This window comes from Konateibacter massiliensis, from assembly GCF_900184995.1.
Classification (GTDB): Bacteria; Bacillota; Clostridia; order Lachnospirales; family Lachnospiraceae; genus Lachnotalea; species Lachnotalea massiliensis.
The window spans coordinates 1995656-2014143 of sequence record NZ_LT860099.1 but is presented as its reverse complement, the minus strand read 5'-3'; the positions used below and the strand labels follow the sequence as shown (position 1 = coordinate 2014143).

At 41.0% G+C, this 18488-nt stretch carries 12 protein-coding genes; 9 read left to right on the top strand and 3 right to left on the bottom strand.

What is annotated here, in order from left to right; genetic code table 11:
* The first annotated feature begins 35 nt into the window (after positions 1-35).
* The 3 genes from CTY48_RS15020 (at position 36) to CTY48_RS15010 (ending at position 3259) form a co-directional block, all read left to right on the top strand.
* Positions 36-497, top strand: coding sequence for a DUF1934 domain-containing protein (locus tag CTY48_RS15020; protein WP_099469278.1), 462 nt, complete (start codon positions 36-38; stop codon positions 495-497).
* 231 nt (positions 498-728) lie between these two features.
* Complete coding sequence (locus CTY48_RS15015) at positions 729-2165, top strand: methyltransferase (protein ID WP_099469277.1); 1437 nt, start codon at positions 729-731, stop codon at positions 2163-2165.
* A 50-nt stretch (positions 2166-2215) separates the two neighbouring features.
* Positions 2216-3259, top strand: a complete 1044-nt coding sequence (locus CTY48_RS15010; protein WP_099469276.1) for a saccharopine dehydrogenase NADP-binding domain-containing protein — start codon at positions 2216-2218, stop codon at positions 3257-3259.
* Here CTY48_RS15010 and CTY48_RS15005 read toward each other — a convergent pair.
* Together CTY48_RS15005 and CTY48_RS15000 are read right to left on the bottom strand one after the other, a co-directional pair.
* On the bottom strand, positions 3240-3884 hold the full coding sequence (locus tag CTY48_RS15005) for a hypothetical protein (protein ID WP_099469275.1): 645 nt from the start codon (positions 3882-3884) through the stop codon (positions 3240-3242). The two genes, CTY48_RS15010 and CTY48_RS15005, sit on opposite strands and share 20 nt — an antisense overlap.
* Before the next feature lie 231 nt (positions 3885-4115).
* Positions 4116-4577 carry a hypothetical protein gene (locus tag CTY48_RS15000; RefSeq protein WP_180272742.1) on the bottom strand — a complete coding sequence of 154 codons (462 nt, stop codon included), beginning with the start codon at positions 4575-4577 and terminating at the stop codon, positions 4116-4118.
* Between the two features lie 289 nt (positions 4578-4866).
* Between CTY48_RS15000 and CTY48_RS14995 the strand changes: the two genes are divergently transcribed.
* The 6 genes from CTY48_RS14995 (at position 4867) to CTY48_RS14970 (ending at position 16448) form a co-directional block, all read left to right on the top strand.
* Positions 4867-6588 (top strand): methyl-accepting chemotaxis protein, encoded by a 1722-nt coding sequence (locus CTY48_RS14995; protein ID WP_180272741.1) that lies wholly within the window; start codon positions 4867-4869, stop codon positions 6586-6588.
* A gap of 477 nt (positions 6589-7065) precedes the next feature.
* The gene (ileS, locus tag CTY48_RS14990; RefSeq protein WP_099469272.1) at positions 7066-10194 is read left to right on the top strand and encodes an isoleucine--tRNA ligase; all 3129 of its coding nucleotides are present in this window, start codon (positions 7066-7068) and stop codon (positions 10192-10194) included.
* Positions 10195-10319: 125 nt separating this feature from the next.
* Entirely contained in the window at positions 10320-12782 is a 2463-nt protein-coding gene (locus CTY48_RS14985) for a glycogen/starch/alpha-glucan phosphorylase (RefSeq protein WP_099469271.1), read from the top strand.
* A gap of 185 nt (positions 12783-12967) precedes the next feature.
* Complete coding sequence (locus CTY48_RS14980) at positions 12968-14518, top strand: putative bifunctional diguanylate cyclase/phosphodiesterase (protein ID WP_180272740.1); 1551 nt, start codon at positions 12968-12970, stop codon at positions 14516-14518.
* A gap of 96 nt (positions 14519-14614) precedes the next feature.
* Positions 14615-15526: a SpoIID/LytB domain-containing protein gene (locus CTY48_RS14975; RefSeq protein WP_180272739.1), complete on the top strand. Its 912-nt coding sequence runs from the start codon at positions 14615-14617 to the stop codon at positions 15524-15526.
* A 79-nt stretch (positions 15527-15605) separates the two neighbouring features.
* The gene (locus CTY48_RS14970) at positions 15606-16448 is read left to right on the top strand and encodes a M23 family metallopeptidase (protein ID WP_236354957.1); all 843 of its coding nucleotides are present in this window, start codon (positions 15606-15608) and stop codon (positions 16446-16448) included.
* 234 nt (positions 16449-16682) lie between these two features.
* Here CTY48_RS14970 and CTY48_RS14965 read toward each other — a convergent pair whose 3' ends face one another.
* A complete protein-coding gene (locus CTY48_RS14965) occupies positions 16683-18488 on the bottom strand; it encodes a histidine kinase (RefSeq protein ID WP_099469268.1) in 1806 nt (601 codons plus the stop codon).

The following is an 18488-nucleotide window of genomic DNA, read 5'->3' as shown; positions in this document are numbered from 1 at the left end:
CCGGTCGAAAATGTGATATACAACGGAGGAAACAAATGACAAAAGAAGTAATACTAAGTATAACCGGGCTTCAATTTGACAGCATAGATCCGGAGAGCAGAGAACCGGTGGAAATTATCACGGTGGGAGAATACTACAAGAGAAATGACAAGCACTATGTTATTTTTCAAGAGGTTTTGGAGGGCTTCGAGGGAAGCACGAAAAACACGCTGAAAATCTCGGATAATGGGGTTGATATTATAAAAAAAGGCGTGACAAACGTACACATGGTTTTTGAGAAGGATAAGAAGAATATAACTTGCTATAATACACCTTACGGCAATCTGATGATCGGAATTCTGGCAAATGACGTAAGAGTGGAAGAGCAGGACGAGGACATCAATGTTCAGGTGGCTTATAATCTGGACATCAACTATGAACATCTTGCGGAATGCAAGATTGCAATTCAGATAAAATCTAAAACAGCAAAAAGCTTCTCACTGGAAGCGCCGATGTAAGGGTGTGTCAAATAGAATCTATTTGACACACCCTTATAGGGTTATTTCCTATTCTTATCCCATTCTTTTATAGGTATCACATAATGCTTTGCCTTTGATACTTTTACCCGCTTGACCTTAAGAATAAAATAATTGTTAGCTTGACAAACAATTAAAATATATGCTATATTAACAATGAATTAGTCAATGCTAACCTGTATTTAATTCTAGCAAAGAGAGGTATTCAAAATTATGTATCTTATGGAAAATAGCCCAGGACGTTATTATAAAATTATGAACAACTACCATGAGGCGCAGTTGCTTTTTGCAGCAATTCGGCTGAATATTTTTTCCCATCTGGATATGCCGCAAACAGCAGAGTCCATTGCGAAAGTAATAGGCTGTGACAAAAAGCAAATTGAATTATTGCTTTTATCGCTGGTTTCCTGCGGATTGGCTGATAAACAGGGAGATTTTTACACCAACACACCGGAAACAAAAGATTTTTTATCCCGCAATAGCGAAGTTTTTTTAGGTGATGCACTTTTATTCCGTGAAAAAATGACATCCTTAGAACAATTGGAGCAAAAGGTAAAGGAAGACCATGCTGCTGGCGGAGCAGCTTATGATTTTACGGAACTTGCACGGGTAACAATTCCAGAAATGTATACCGGGCGGGTACAGGCTTTTATTGATGAAATAATTACGCTGTATCCCGATTGCGACCAACCTCTGCATATTTTGGATTTGGGAGGAGGTACGGGTATTTTAGACATTGAGTTTGTGAAACGCTTTCCGAACAGCAAAGCTACGATTCTGGAAACCCCTGATGTGGCTGAGACCACAAAGGAGATTGTATGCCAATACAATGCCCAGCAGAAGATTGAAGTAATTTCAGGCAATTTTAATACCGATCCTTTTGGAGGCCCGTATGACTTTATCATTGCTTCCGGTATTTTAAATTTTGTAGAGGGTGATTTGTCCGTTTTTATGCAAAAAATATCCGAATCATTGAAAGAAGGAGGCTATCTGCTTATAATCGGTCAGTATGCGGTTGAGAAAAACAATGCTCCGGTTAATATGTTAAGCTGGCTATCTGGCTTCTTGGACGGTGTCCCTCTTCCACCTAGTAACCAAGAGATTGAAGAAGCGTCACAAAAATCTGGTCTGGCTATCGTAGAGAGAGCAAAGGATGCTATGTTTGAGAGACAGCTTTATCGTAAAAGCGGTACAGATATCTCAGTAGGCTCCGGCGATGTTATCCGCTCATTTATTGAGTTGACTGAGAAAATTGCAAACAGCAAAACGAATGTCCTGAACTTTGGCAATGAGGACATGGTATTTTACCGCGGTGAGATTCACATGATTAAAATGATTGGGGACTACCCCGGAATTCACAGCGCGGAACTAGCCCGCAAATTCGGAATCACCCGACCAGTGGTTCACAAAACCTTGCAAAAATTGAGTGACCGCGGTCTAATTATCAAAGAGGACGATCCGGAGGATAAAAAGCGCTCTTTGCTGCATTTGACGGAAAAAGGACATATTGCCTACCATGCTCATAAAAAATATCATGACGAATATGATAAAGCTCTTTTTGATTTTTTGTCTGATACTTCTGGTGATAAATTAGCATCCATCAAAGATTTTTTAGATCATGCAATTGATTTGATTCAAAATCACGCATAAGGTTTTGCTTCTATTTACAATTAATTTTGAAAAATATCAGGAGAATAAAAATGGATACGAAAAATAAGATTATGATCATAGGCGGACACGGTAAAGTAGGACAATATATTACAAGAGAACTGAAGAACTACAATTTAATTCTGGTTGGACGAAAAGAAGAAAAAATAAGAAGGTTTTTAGATAAAGAAAAAATACAGGCAGAAATTTGTGAGATGGATATTAACAATATTGACTTTACCAAAATGCAAAATGTTTACTGTGTTATTGTTTGCGTAGACCAAGAGAACACCATGCTTGTTGAATTTTGTGATGAACATGCAATTGATTATATGGATGTAACCGCAAACTCGGAATATATTGAAAAAATTCAGCAATTACAGCTGCGAGGAACAAGCAGAATTCTGTTGGGCGTTGGATTAGCTCCGGGGCTTACGAATCTTTTGGCAGAGAAGTTTGTTAGTCTATATCCTTCAGCAGAAAAGATAGAGATACAACTTATTCTAGGCTTGGGAGAAAAGCATGGGGATGCCGCAATCAAATGGACTTTGGATAATTTTTTAAAAGACTATAGTCATAAAACCCTTGGACAAATCAGACCATATAAACTGAAAAGCACGGTAAATACCGGTCAAAAGAGGCTGCGAACATATAATTTTAATTTTGTTGACCAGCACATATTAAATCAAAAGTATGCGGACAAGAGCTTTACAACATACTTAGGTTTTGATTTATCAAGTGTAACGGTATTCCTTTATGGCGCTAAAAAAATCGGATTATTTGGGTTGTTAAAACATAAAAAGATTTATCAGATTGCTGAAACATTTTTGAGAAAACCTAAATTTGGAACAGATGCTTTTATGGTATCTATCCAATCCGGAGAACAGGTACTATGCGGATCGGGACATGATGAGGGAAGATTCACCGGATTGATCGCCGCAGAAGCCGCAAAGCGTATAGTGACAATGGATTTCAGAAAAGGCATGTTAGGAATTTCTGATATTATCAGTGTAGAAGAGGTGGCACATAATGAATTATTTGAGCTGACATTTACTGATGCAGCTGGGGAAATTAAATCTATTCTTTGTAAGAATTGATTAACCCTAAAAAATCACTCAAATTGGTTGTTGAAATAGTGTCTTCCTCGAATGATGACGTGATACCATATTTTTCTCCTATCGCTTCAGCAGAAAAGCTGGTTATTTTATCCGGTGAAATATCCCCGATTGCTTTTTCGTGTAAAATAACCTGATTGTCTATAACAGGATAGACACTTTGACTTCCCCAGCCGTAACCGGATTCATTCAGAAAAAGTATAACATTCATTCCTTGTTTCATTTGATAGCCTTCCGGTTTTTGGATATAGGTTTCTGTCGCGCCGCTCTCTTCATAATAAACTATTTTGTCTGATACACTTCCCTTAACTGGATTTTCTACACTTATTATCACGGGAGTCACGGGGTAATACAAAGCGTCCTCTGTTTTAGAGGGATCTAATGTTGTAGAAACAAGCACCTCTCGCATTTGAGTCGGCTCTATTGTGTCCACTGTTCCATAAACGATATGTTCTGCTTCAGCAACAAGCTCTTGTACGCTATAATCCGGATAAATTGAAGTGCAATAAACAACCGGTAATGTCCTATATTGTTTATAGCCCCATAATCCGATTACTAAGAAAAATATTGCCAATACGGCTAAAATCATCATTCTTTTTCTCGTCATTTAAATTCTCTCCCCTTATTATAAAAGATTTAGTTTATTCATCGTTTATCCTCTTTTGTTATTATGCCATACTTTTTATCTTGGTTCTTTAAAATTTTCTTATGATTTATATAAGGATTCGAAATATTGATGGGCGCGAATGCAAGAGGAAGATATCACTATATAACTGCATTCGGTATAAAAAAACAGCCAAACCTCTCATGGATGAGGAGCTTGGCTGTTTTTTTATATTTATTTACTTTTCTTATCGCCTTTTGAGAGTTTGGAAGTCATTCTCTTGAAAAAGTTCTGCTTCTTCTGTGGTGCTTCCAAAGGTCCTCTGACGCCTTTTACACTTGTAATATAGATACCGCTTACAACTGCTTTTACTTCTTTTTTCAGCGGAACCAAATCAAAAATTTTCTCATCGCAAATTAAAGTCATTACTTTAGGTCCTACTTTTGCCTTGACAATCGGCAGCTTGGAACCACGCAGAAGTCTTGGTGTCTGTTCCAATACAACAGAAGGTAAGCCTGCCTCTTTCAGCTTCATACGCTTCTTATCAATAATAAGCATTGTTATATTTTGTGCAGCTGACTCAATCTGCTGCTGCTGTGCCGCCTGCTTTTTCTCAAGACGTTTTCCGAGAAAATACAAAACGACGAGGGCTACAATTAGAACAAGTAAAACAACTATTAAAATTTTAAAAGCCACAATAAATCCTCCTTAAGTTAACATGCATAAGTCGTATGAGCCTAACGAATAACATACTGACGTATTCTATATTCTAGCATTGTTTTTGACAAAGTTCAAGAGGATACTGATTCAAGAATAAAAGTTCCAAAAGTTTAATAAAAGTCAATAGGTAATATTTTACTGGAATGGGTTAAAATCTTACGAAGTTGCGTAATTCCTATTGATTTCTTATGAATTTCCATGCAATATGTATAATAAAAGAGGGAGAAAAAAGGAAAATATAGGTACAAAGGAGAGAGATGGGAATATGAATAAAAAGCTGAGTTACAAAATTTTTAGTTTTTTTGTATTGGAATTTATAGCGGTTTTGCTGCTGGGACTTTTGGTTAATAACAGCATGAGGGGCGTAAACGATGGCATTCAGGATATATCGGTCACGCAGATGACGGAATTTAATCAGATATTTTCCTTCACAGGCGTCTTGGAGGAATCTCAAAATAATGTTTACCGCTATATTTATTCGGTGTCCGCTGACAGAACATCGGAGCTTGGAAGCCAGATATCATCCGATCTTGGAACGGTAGCAAACTCTTTGGAGATGTTTAAAATAAATAAAAGTGACGAGGAGCTTGAAAAACTGCAAGGCATTAACGATTCTGTAAAATCCTACATCAGTGTGGTAAGCAGAATTATGGCAGCAAAGAATTCAGGTGCCTCCCAGACAGAGCTTGAGTCACTGCTTGACGAGTTTAATACGACCTCAGAGGCAATCAAGGGTCAGCTTACGGATATGAAGAGCAACACGGACAGTTTTATGGATGCGTCCGTTCAAAATTTAAATAACAGATATGAAAGGGCTTCTCTGCTCGTAGTTATTATGATAGTAGCGCTTGCTGTCTTGATAGGCATTTGTATGGCGGTAATAAACGGGATTGTCATCAAACCGACCGTTCATGCTAAAAAACAGTTAGACAAGCTGATACGGGGCTTAAAGGAAGAAAGCTGTGACCTTTCAGGAAGAATTAAAATTAAAAATAAAGATGAAATCGGACAGTTGGTGCAGGGAATTAATATATTTTTGGAAACCCTGGAAAAAGTGATGAACGGTATTGTAGGTAATTCTGACGGACTGAATAGGACGGTTGAGAGCGTGTCTCTCCAGATAAAAGGAGCAGATGAAAATGCCACAGATATTTCTGCGACGATGGAGGAGCTGTCTGCAAGTATGGAAGAGGTTTCCGCAACCATCATGGAAGTAAATTCGGCGGCGGCAAGGGTGGAAACAGAGGTAGTGAGTATCTCCGGCAAAACCGAAGATAATATACAGTATACAAACGAGATGAAGGAAAGAGCAAAACGGCTTCAGGAGGATGCAATTAAGAGCCGGACCGGAACGAACCAGATGATGGGCGAGATGAGTGAGGTAGTCAGAAAATCTGTGGAAAACAGCAGGCAGGTTTCCAGAATAAACGAATTGACAACCGAGATTTTAGAAATATCGAGCCAGACAAACCTGCTTGCGCTAAACGCTTCCATTGAGGCGGCAAGGGCAGGAGAGGCAGGAAAGGGCTTTGCCGTTGTTGCCGAGGAAATTAGAAAGCTTGCTGATAACAGCAGGGATACCGCAAACAGCATTCAGGAGCTAAGCGGAGAAGTAACCGCAGCGGTCGGCGATTTGTCGGGGAGCGCAGAGAAGATTTTGGAATTTATTCACGCCTATGTGATTCAGGATTATGAGAAGTTTGTGGAGACAGGCAGACAATACAATGATGATGCGGTTACCATCAATACGATTATGGAGCAGTTTTTGGGCAATGCGGACAAAGCAAAAGCAGAGATAAGTCATATTGTGGAAGCATTTAGCGGCATTACCTCCACAGTTGAAGATTCTGCGGCAGGTATCACCAACGCAGCAGGTGCAACCGGAGATTTAGTGAGCCGTATGCAGATTGTCCGTCAGGAAATTCAAACGACAGAGGATATCGCGGGCAATTTAAAAGCGGAAGCGGATAAATTTACGCATAAGTAATTGACAATTCCAAGCAATCAGTATTATAATAACGTCAGTTGTAAGTAAAAATAAGAAAGACGATGACGGAGAGAGTAGATTATTTCGAAAGTTCAAGCGAGCCGGTGTCGGTGTAAGACCGGTACGAGTAAAAATGATTGAATATCACTCCTAAGTTGCAGGCTGAAAAGGAAGGAAGCGTTTGCTTCACGGAATAAGTAGGTGCTGACGGCTTTCCACCGTTAATAGGAATGCGTATAGAAGTATTTACAAATGGTAAATATGGAGGTATGTAAAAATAGGTGGTATAACGATAGTCTAATCTTCGTCCTGTTTTGCGGGACGAGGATTTTTTTGTATGATTAGGAACTTCTGCCGAATTTCCTATCATACAAAAATTATTATGCGCACGCACACGAGAGGAAAAGGTCGGCTTTGCCGGCGGTGCACGGCGCGAAAATGTGCTTTAGCACATTTTACTAGAATGGAGGTAGCATTTTGTACGAAAAAGTATCGACAAACCTCAACTTTGTTGAGAGAGAAAAGAAAACAGAACACTTCTGGAAAGAAAATCAGATTTTTGAAAAGAGTATTGAAAACCGAAAGGAAGGCGAGACCTATACCTTTTATGACGGACCGCCGACCGCAAACGGAAAGCCGCATATCGGTCATGTGCTGACGCGTGTTATCAAGGATATGATTCCGCGTTACAGAACGATGAAGGGCTATATGGTTCCGAGAAAGGCAGGCTGGGATACTCACGGACTTCCGGTAGAGCTTGAGGTTGAGAAGCTGCTTGGCTTGGACGGCAAGGAGCAAATTGAGGAATACGGTTTGGAGCCGTTTATCGATCATTGTAAGAAAAGCGTTTGGAAATACAAGGGTATGTGGGAGGATTTTTCCTCGACAGTTGGCTTCTGGGCAGATATGGACGATCCATATGTAACTTATCACAACGACTTTATCGAATCCGAATGGTGGGCATTAAAGGAAATCTGGAATAAAAAGCTTTTATACAAAGGCTTTAAGATTGTGCCTTACTGTCCAAGATGCGGAACTCCGCTATCCTCCCATGAGGTGGCACAGGGCTATAAGGATGTAAAGGAAAAATCTGCGATTGCAAAATTCCGTGTAAAAGGTGAGGATGCAGCAATCCTTGCATGGACCACAACACCTTGGACTCTTCCTTCCAACGTGGCACTCTGTATGAATCCGGAGGAGACCTATGTAAAAGTAAAGAGTGAGGGAAGTACCTATTATCTGGCGGAAGCACTGTGCAATAAAGTGCTTGGTGAAGATAACTATGAGATTTTAGAGACATATAAAGGCAAGGACTTAGAATATAAAGAATATGAGCCGTTGTTTCCGTTTGCGGTTGAGACGGCAGAAAAGCAGAAGAAAAAAGCATTTTTTGTGACCTGCGATAATTATGTAACCCTGACAGACGGTACCGGTGTTGTTCATATTGCTCCTGCCTTCGGTGAGGATGATGCGAATGTAGGAAGAAAATATGACCTTCCGTTTGTGCAGTTTGTAGATGCCAAGGGTGAGATGACCACGGAGACAGACTGGCCAGGCGTATTCTGTAAAAAAGCAGATCCGCTTGTATTGAAGTCACTTGAGGAAAAAGGACTGTTATTTTCTGCTCCGAACTTTGAGCATAGCTATCCGCACTGCTGGAGATGTGATACACCGCTTATTTACTATGCAAGAGAATCTTGGTTTATCAAGATGACGGCAGTCAAAGAGGATTTGATTCGCAACAATAACACAATCAACTGGATTCCGGAGAGCATCGGTAAGGGACGTTTCGGTGACTGGCTTGAAAATGTGCAGGATTGGGGAATCAGCCGTAACCGTTACTGGGGAACTCCGCTCAATATTTGGGAGTGTGAGTGCGGACATATGCACTCCATCGGAAGCATTGAAGAATTGAAATCCATGTCCGATAACTGTCCGGAGGATATCGAGCTTCACAGACCGTTTATCGACGCAGTCACAATCAAATGCGAGAAGTGCGGCAAGCAGATGAACAGAGTACCTGAGGTAATTGACTGCTGGTTTGATTCAGGTGCCATGCCGTTTGCGCAGCATCACTATCCTTTTGAGAACAAAGAGCTGTTTGAAGCACAGTTCCCTGCTAATTTTATCAGTGAAGCAGTGGATCAGACGAGAGGATGGTTTTATTCCCTTCTTGCGGAATCAACCTTACTCTTTAACAAAGCACCTTACAAAAACGTTATTGTGCTTGGACACGTTCAGGATGAAAACGGACAGAAGATGTCTAAATCCAAAGGAAATGCAGTTGACCCGTTTGATGCTTTAAGTGAATACGGAGCAGATGCAATCCGCTGGTATTTCTATATCAACAGTGCACCTTGGCTGCCAAACCGCTTTCATGGAAAAGCTGTGGTTGAAGGTCAGAGAAAATTCATGGGAACGCTGTGGAACACCTATGCTTTCTTTGTTCTCTATGCCAATATTGATAAGTTTGATGCGACAAAATACACTCTGGAATATGATAAGCTTGCGGTCATGGATAAATGGCTGCTGTCAAAGCTGCATTCTACGGTAAAAACGGTAGATGAAAGTCTTGAGGCATACAAAATTCCGGAGGCAGCAAGAGCGCTTCAGGAATTTGTGGACGATATGAGTAACTGGTATGTAAGAAGAAGCCGTGACCGTTTCTGGGCAAAGGAGATGCCACAGGATAAAGTCAATGCATATATGACGTTATATACGGCATTGGTTACCATCTGTAAGGCGGCGGCACCTATGGTTCCGTTTATGACAGAGGATATTTACCAGAATATGGTCAGAACCGTTGACAAGGCAGCACCGGAGAGTATTCACCTGTGTGATTTCCCGGCTGTGGATGAGGCACACATTGACAAAGAGCTGGAAAAGAACATGGATATGGTGTTAGATATCGTTGTGATGGGCCGTGCGTGCAGAAATACGGCAAACATCAAAAACCGCCAGCCAATCGGTAATATGTTTATCAAGGCTCCGTTTGAGTTGTCCGAATTCTACAACGAAATCATTCTTGACGAGTTGAATGTGAAGACATTAAAATTTACGGACGATGTGAGAGACTTTACTTCCTACAGCTTTAAGCCTCAGCTAAAGACGGTAGGACCGAAATACGGCAAGCAGCTGAACCAGATTCGTCAGGCACTTATCGAGGTTGACGGCAACAAGGCGATGGACGAAATCAATGCATCGGGCGAACTGCATCTTGACATTGCAGGTGAAAAGGTTGTACTATTAAAGGAAGATTTACTTATTGAGATGGCTCAGACAGAAGGCTATGTGTCGGATGGCAACAATGAGATAACCGTTGTGCTGGATACAAATCTGACAGCTGAATTGATTGAGGAAGGCTTTGTGAGAGAGCTGATCAGTAAGATCCAGACAATGAGAAAAGAAGCGGACTTTGAAGTGATGGATAAGATTGTGATTTACCATGACAAGAATGAAAAGATTGCTGAAATTTTCCGCAGCTTCTCAGATAAAATTAAGAGTGAGGTATTGGCATTGGATATCATTCAGGGCGAGCCGAAGGGTTATGCCAAGGAATGGAATATCAATGGCGAAACAGTTATCATAGGTGTTGAAAGGCAGTAACAGAGCTTTTTCAAGTCATGAAAGGAGGTGCCCCCAAATAAGTCATTTACATTTGCATGGAAACATGAAATGCTATGTATGTTGCGGCTTGTTTTGGGGCATCTTTCCATTATAGGAGGAGCCATATGTATAATGAACAATTCGAGAAAGAACATTTTAAAGAGAGTGTAAAGGACAGTGTAAAAAAGCTGTTTCGAAAAACGATTGATGAAGCATCCTCATTGCAGATTTTTCAGGCAGTATCCTACGCAGTAAAGGATGTTATCATTGACAACTGGTTGGAGACGCAGAAGAGATTTGAGGAGGAGGATCCGAAAATCGTCTATTATCTTTCCATGGAGTTTTTGATGGGAAGAGCGCTCGGCAACAATCTTGTAAATTTAAGAGCTTATACAGAGGTAATGGAGGCACTGGATGAGCTTGGGATTGACATCAACGCGGTGGAAGATATGGAGCGGGATGCAGCACTTGGAAACGGTGGTCTTGGACGTTTGGCAGCTTGTTTTCTCGATTCCCTTGCGACACTTGGCTATCCTGCTTATGGGTGTGGAATACGCTATCATTTTGGTATGTTTAAACAAAAGATTGAGAATGGTTATCAGATTGAGCTTCCTGACTACTGGTTGGAGCACGGCAATCCTTTTGAATTGAAAATGACGGAGAGGTCGAAGATTGTTAAATTTGGAGGCTATGTGAAGGTTGCGACCGATATGAACGGAAAAACCCGTTTTATTCAGGAGGGCTATCAGTCTGTCAAGGCAGTGCCGTATGATATGCCGGTCACAGGTTACGGAAATAACTTTGTAAATACACTTCGTATCTGGGATGCGGAGCCTGTCACGGTATTTCAGCTTGACTCCTTTGACAAGGGAGATTACCAGAAGGCGGTGGAGCAGGAAAATCTCGCGCGAAACATATGTGAGGTGCTCTATCCGAACGACAACCACTACGCCGGCAAAGAGCTGCGCTTGAAGCAGCAGTATTTCTTTATCTCTGCCAGTGTGCAGACAGCCGTGGAAAAATATAAGACAAATCACTCGGATATCAAGAAGTTTTATGAGAAGGCGGCATTCCAGTTAAATGACACGCATCCGACGGTAACGGTAGCGGAGCTTATGCGTGCTTTGATGGACGATGAGGGCTTAAGCTGGGAGGAAGCATGGGAGGTTACGACAAAGACATGTGCTTACACGAACCATACCATCATGTCCGAGGCACTTGAAAAATGGCCGATTGAGCTGTTTTCCAGACTCCTGCCTCGAATTTATCAAATTGTGGAGGAGATTAACCGCCGTTTCATTCTGGATATTCAGGCGCTCTATCCAAATCAGCCCCAGAAGGTGGCGAGCATGGCAATTATATACGACGGACAGGTAAAGATGGCGCATCTTGCCATTGCAGCGAGCTATTCCGTTAACGGCGTTGCAAGGCTTCACACGGAAATACTGAAAAAGCAGACATTAAAGGATTTCTATGAGATGATGCCGGATAAATTTAACAACAAGACAAACGGCATTACCCAGAGAAGATTTTTGCTCCACGGCAACTATGTACTTGCGGATTGGGTCAGTGAGCACATCGGAAGAGAGTGGATTACCGATTTACCTCAAATTCATAAAATTGCCCTGTATGCGGACGATGAGCGGGCACAGCAGGAGTTTATGAACATCAAATACAAGAACAAGATACGTCTTGCAAAATATATCAAGGAGCACAACAACATTGAGATAGACCCGCGCTCGATTTATGATGTACAGGTGAAGCGACTTCATGAGTATAAGAGACAGCTTTTGAACATCCTGCATGTCATGTACCTATACAATCAGATAAAAGAAAATCCGAATATGGAATTTTATCCGAGAACCTTTATTTTCGGTGCAAAGGCGGCAGCGGGATACAGGAGGGCGAAGCTTACGATTAAGCTTATTAACTCTGTGGCGGATGTCATCAACAATGATTCATCCATCAACAATAAAATTAAGGTTGTTTTCATTGAAGACTATTGTGTATCCATTGCGGAGTGGATTTTTGCGGCGGCAGACGTGAGTGAGCAGATATCTACGGCGAGTAAGGAAGCTTCCGGAACGAGCAATATGAAATTTATGCTGAACGGAGCGCTTACACTTGGAACGATGGACGGTGCCAATATTGAGATTGTTGAGGAGGTAGGCGAGGAAAATGCCTTTATCTTCGGCATGTCATCTGATGAGGTAATCAGATACGAGACACAAGGCGGCTATAATCCGATGGATATTTTCAATAACGATCAGGATATCAGAAAGATATTGATGCAGCTTATCAATGGTTTTTATGCACCGGAAAATCCAGAATTATTCCGGGAGATTTACGATTCCTTGCTGAATACGAACTCCTCAGACCGGGCAGACACCTATTTTATACTAAAGGATTTCCGCTCCTACGCAGAGGCACAAAAGCGTGTGGAGGAGGCATATCGTGATGAGAGAGGCTGGGCGAAAAGTGCAATGATGAACACGGCATGCTCCGGTAAATTCAGCTCTGACAGAACAATTCAGCAATATGTAGATGATATATGGAAATTGGATAAAGTAGTTATAAAACGGAAATAAGTGGATATAATAAGCAGCAGGTGATGGTAGTAAAAATCACTTGCTGTTTTTTATGTCATGAGAAATTATGCAGTAATTTCTTTCATGCCATTTCATAGAAAAGTTGGATGGTTTTGGTTTACAGCCGTCGCATTTAATGTTAAGATTATTATGGATAAAAACATCATTAGGAAATGAAGGTTACTATGAATATTAATAAAAAAATCGACTATAGAAGACACATAATACAAATCATTATAGTGGAGGCTGTGTTTCTTGTGGCATTATACAGTCTGATTTTATTTATGGGACAGGAAAAGCTGCCTCAGAATATTATCATCGGCGCGGTGTTCGTTGCTATTTTTATCGTGCTGGGTGCTACCTACTCTTTGGAATTAAGGAAGGAAAGAAACGAACATCTGCGTTATAGCCATATTAATGAACACAATGAGAAGCTGGAATATCTGGCAGATCACGACATTCTGACAGGGCTTCCCAACAGAGCTTATTTTGAAAAGATTATTCCGCTGAAGTTGTCCGAGGCAGAGCTGATGAGCGATAAAGTGGCGGTGCTGTTTGTCGGAATTGACAATTTTAAAAAAATAAATGATACGTTGGGACATGCAACCGGCGATGCGGTTATCAAAGAGGTTGCCAAAAGATTGTTTGCATGCAGCCAGAAAAATTTTGAAGTGATGCGTTTTGGAGGCGATGAGTTTGTGTTAGTTATATCTAACAATGAGGATTTATCTGCTGTGGAACGCGCTGTTAACCAGATTAGAACACTTTTTGAGCAAAGTTTTGAGGTGAACAAACGAGAAATCCACCTGACTGCCAGCATGGGCTATTCCATTTATCCGGATCAGACCGAGGAGGGCAAAAACCTTCTGCAATACGCAGATATTGCGATGTTCCATGCGAAGGTATCCGGGAAGAATTCCGTGCTTATGTTTGAACCCGGCATGAATAACGATATGCAAAACCGCATGATACTGGAAGAAAAAATGCGGACCTGCATTAAAAATAATGGCTTTGAAATGTACTACCAGCCTCAGTACGATTTTTATCAGAATAAATTCAGGGGATTTGAGGCATTAATCCGTTGGTATGATGACGATCTTGGCTGGATTAGCCCCGCCGTTTTTATTCCGATTGCGGAAGAAAACGGAGATATTTTGGAAATCGGGGAGTGGGTGCTCAAGGAAGTATGCCGTACTTGGGTAAGCTGGAAGAAAGTATACGGGCACATGGGTATCGTGTCAGTCAATGTTTCGGGAGCGCAGATTGTAAAGCCTGGCTTTGTCAATTTGGTGCGCAGTGTCATTGATGCGTATAAAATGAATCCGAGAGAGCTTGAGCTCGAAATTACGGAGAGTGTTTTTATTAACGATATCGACAGCATTATGGACACCTTGAATGAGCTGAAGGAAATCGGTGTAAGCCTTTCTTTGGATGATTTCGGTACAGGCTATTCCTCATTGACCTATTTAAAGGACCTTCCGATTGATACGCTCAAAATAGACAAGTCCTTTATCAACGATATTACAGAGAATAACAGACAGGCGGAGATCACCGATGCTCTCATTGAGCTGGTGCATAAGCTGAACATGGAGACGATAGCGGAGGGCGTGGAAACAAAGGAGCAATACGACTTTTTGCGCTATATGAAGTGTGACAATATTCAGGGATATTATACAGGCAGACCGATGAATGAACAGGCGGCTGGCGAGCTGATAAAAACAAAATGCTGTGCATAAATTATTGCTATGAAACCCATTGGGGACAAGAAAGTGTGAGCTAAGCTCACACTTTCTTGCATATATTGGTATAAAGCACAGGTAATGAAGGGGTATATGAAACATTACGGTAAAAACCTTATTTTTGTTGCCGTCACCATACTTTTGTTGCCCTACATAGTCACGACGATCTTTGAAGGCGGCGTCAATTTTGCAAAAGAAGAGACGGTACAAAGCTCCAAAAGTGTGCTTGTAAATGACAATCAGGTTCAGCTTGAGCTTGATGTGGAACAGTATATAATCGGGGTATTAGCCTCACAGATTTCTGTCACTTATGAAAGGGAGGCAATTAAAGCGCAGAGTGTCATTGCACGAACAAGCATCATAAAAAAAATCGGAAGCAGAAAGTCCATCAATACGAGTGAATTAAATTTGGGATATGTGAATATTTTACAGATGGAGGAGCATTGGGGCTATAAAGATTTTTATGTAAACTATGAACTGCTCCAGGAAATTGTAGCGGAAACAAAAGGCGAAATTATCGAATATGAAGGGCAGCCCATTGAAGCGGCATTTCACGCGGTTAGTGCCAGCGCGACAAGAAGTGGAGAGGATGCATTAGGCAGTGATAAATATCCATATTTACAGAGTGTTTCAAGTCAAAAAGATGTGGAGTCGGAGGAATATTTTTCGGTGGTATCGATTTCTTTTGACAAAATGAGTGATTTATTTCAAACGGAAATCACAAATATGCCGATTGTTCTGGAAGGCGATGAACAAGGCTATGTGAAACGGATAAAAATAAACGGAGAGGCAATGAGCGGGGAACAGTTTCGAAAAACACTGTCTTTACCCTCCGCCTGCTTTGAAATGAAGACCGAAAATAAGGGAATTACCTTCTCTGTAACAGGCAAGGGGCATGGTCTGGGACTCAGCCTGTATGGGGCAAATGAGCTGGCAAAGCAAGGGAAAAGTTACAAAGAAATTTTAAAATATTATTATCAAAATATCGACATTGTACGTGAATAAAATCTGATAATCGGGCAAACCTATGATTAAAGAGGATAAGTTCTGCTTATTTCTTTAACTTATAGTCGAGGTGATTATTATGATGAGAAAATTTTTTACAGAAAAGCTAAGAAAAAAAGCAGTTGTTGGCGGCGCAGTGGCGTTCATGGCAATTGCGGCTGCTGTGGCAGGGACAAGTTTGTTATCATCAAAGGATATCGAAAATGATAATTCCAATCTGGTCGATTTGAATGAATTGCCTGACAGTGCTCAAATCGCAGAGGAAGAGACAAAAGTAAATACAGTGGCAGGAGAAAATATTCAGGCGGATAACTTCGGACTGGACAACGTGATGGACGCGACAGATGAATATATAGAACCGGAAGAGGATACAAATCTGTTAGAAAAGAGTGCTGCAAATGAGACAGAAGAGCAGCAAGATACGGAAGAGAAAGAAGATATACAGGAGAACAAGACAGACGTCGAAAGCACTACAACACAAAGTAATGCGAATGTAAAGGCTCTGAATTTTCAGGCAGAAAGTAAAATGGCATGGCCGATTTCAGGAAATGTGCTTGTCAATTACAGCATGGACAGCACCGTATATTTTGCAACCTTAAACCAGTACAAATATAATTCTGCTCTCATTATACAAGGAGATGTCAACAGCAAAGTAACTTGTGCTGCCGACGGAGTAGTGCAGGAGATATACACAGATGAAGAGACAGGAATATCCATGAAGATGGATTTGGGAAACGGATATAATGTAATTTACGGACAGTTGAAGGAAGTCCAGGTAAAAGAAGGTGATACTGTGGCAAAAGGCAGTCTGATTGGTTATATCAGCGAGCCTACCAAATATTACAGTATCGAAGGCAGCAACCTTTATTTTAAGCTGACGAAGGATGATGCTCCGGTTAACCCGTTGAACTTTTTAGAATAAAAGGAACTTAAAGTTTCTTTTGTGAATACAATAAGATATGATGTAGTGAAACCCTCCAACGAGAAGCTACATATCTAAAATTATGCAATCGATCTTATTTTTACCATAGATTCTCGTTGGGAACACAGGGTGCAATGCATGGAAACAATACGTTTTAATCGATTGCTTTAGATAGAATGAGGGACATTCCGCAAGGGATGTCCCTTAATTATTTATGCGGACTTGTCCGCTTTTTTATTTGGCGGATATTTTTAAAATCAATGAGGTGCCAAAGCCCTCCTTGCTCCATAGTTTAATAGAATACCCCTCCGCGAAGGTGAAAGCAAGGCGTTTATTTGTATTTAGCATGCCGATGTGATTGCCCGGATCACTCACTTTAACAAGCTGTTTTTGAAGCAGATGCAGCTTGTCCTTGGCAATCCCTGCACCGTTGTCTACAATTTGGATGGAAAGATGGTCATGGCGGTAATAGGCTTTGATTTTTAAGGTGCTTTTGCTCGGCTTCTCTTTGATACCATGGTAGATGGCATTTTCCACGAGAGGCTGCAAAATCATTTTCGGAACAGTGTAGATAACCGCATTTTCATCAATATCCCAGAGTACATTAAGCTTATCTTCATAGCGCACAAGCTGAATATTTAAGTAGTGCTTTAAATAATCCAGTTCGTCTTGCAATTTCACATGTTCTTCGGGGTTGGAAAGGGCATATTCCATGAGAGAAGATAAGTCTGCTATCATGCTGGCACATGGATTGGCACTTTTTGTCATGCCGAGTGCTTCCCAATATATGGTATGAAGAGTGTTAAATAAAAAGTGCGGGTTTATTTGCTGCTGTAAAACCTGCATTTCCATCAGCTTTATTTTATACTTTTCTTCCGATACCTGAAGCCTGAGATATTTCTGCTCAATAAACATTTCCAAAATGTTTTGTATAATATATCCATAGGGATCATAGCTGCGGTTTAGGGTGGAAAGCGAGGAGGAAAGCGGTTCCTTATCCACGTTATTCAAGGTATCTAATATCCTCTCAAGCCGGCTGTAATCCTTGTGCGCGGATAATATGGCAAGGACGATGCTCAAAAGCAGGGCGGCAACAATGACGAAAAGGTATAGGAGCATCATGCGAAAGGATTCGTGATAAAGCTCTTTTGACGGTATGAGGGAGAGGCATGTCCAGCTAATCTTATCGGATGCCGGAAACACAGATAAAATCTGCTTCTCACCCTGATAACGGATGGATTGCATCGTATAATCTTTATCGGTATCGGCATTAGAGGAAAGGTACTTACTGAGCTGATTAATATCCATATCCTGATTTTCAAACAATACGGTTCCCTCTGCATCAAAAAAACAGATAAGCTGATTGTTGTAGAGGGAGAGAGAATTCAGATACTCACTCAGCTTTGCACAATCAATCTGAACAACCAATACACCAGCATCAAAGTCCGGTGCGAGAGAGGATACTAACTTCTGATAGATGGAGATAACTTTGGTAGGCGTGGAGAAAGAATATGGGGTCAGCTCGCGTACCTCGCACCACACACTTTTATCTGAGCTTTGATAGGAGTCGAGCCAGTCCGTGTCAAAATAGGAGGAAGTGTTGGCAAGCCCCACATCAGAAGTTAAAAATCGATTGTTATCGTTGTTAAAATAAATATAGGCAGAATAAAAATAAGGATTGGCATTTACCAGATTTCGAAGATACAGACTTACGGTCTGAATATTCGCGAGGTCCGAATAGGACAGGCTCTCGTTTTTCAGAGCGCTTTTGCACTCCACGATGGCGGAGGAATTATTTCTGAAGTAAAGTCTGCCGTTGTTGACAGCCTGCGTTATGGTGGAGGTATTTTTCTGAATCTGGTAGAGCATGTTCCATGTGTTTTGCTCCACATTCTGCTTTACAAGACGATTATATTGAAGCATAAAGTAGGGTCCTATGATAACAATTGGCAGCATGATAAATATAAAATTACGCAGAAACTGATGGAGAAAAAAATGCTTTTTCATTGTAACCGGTTTTCTTTTCGTATTGATATTCAT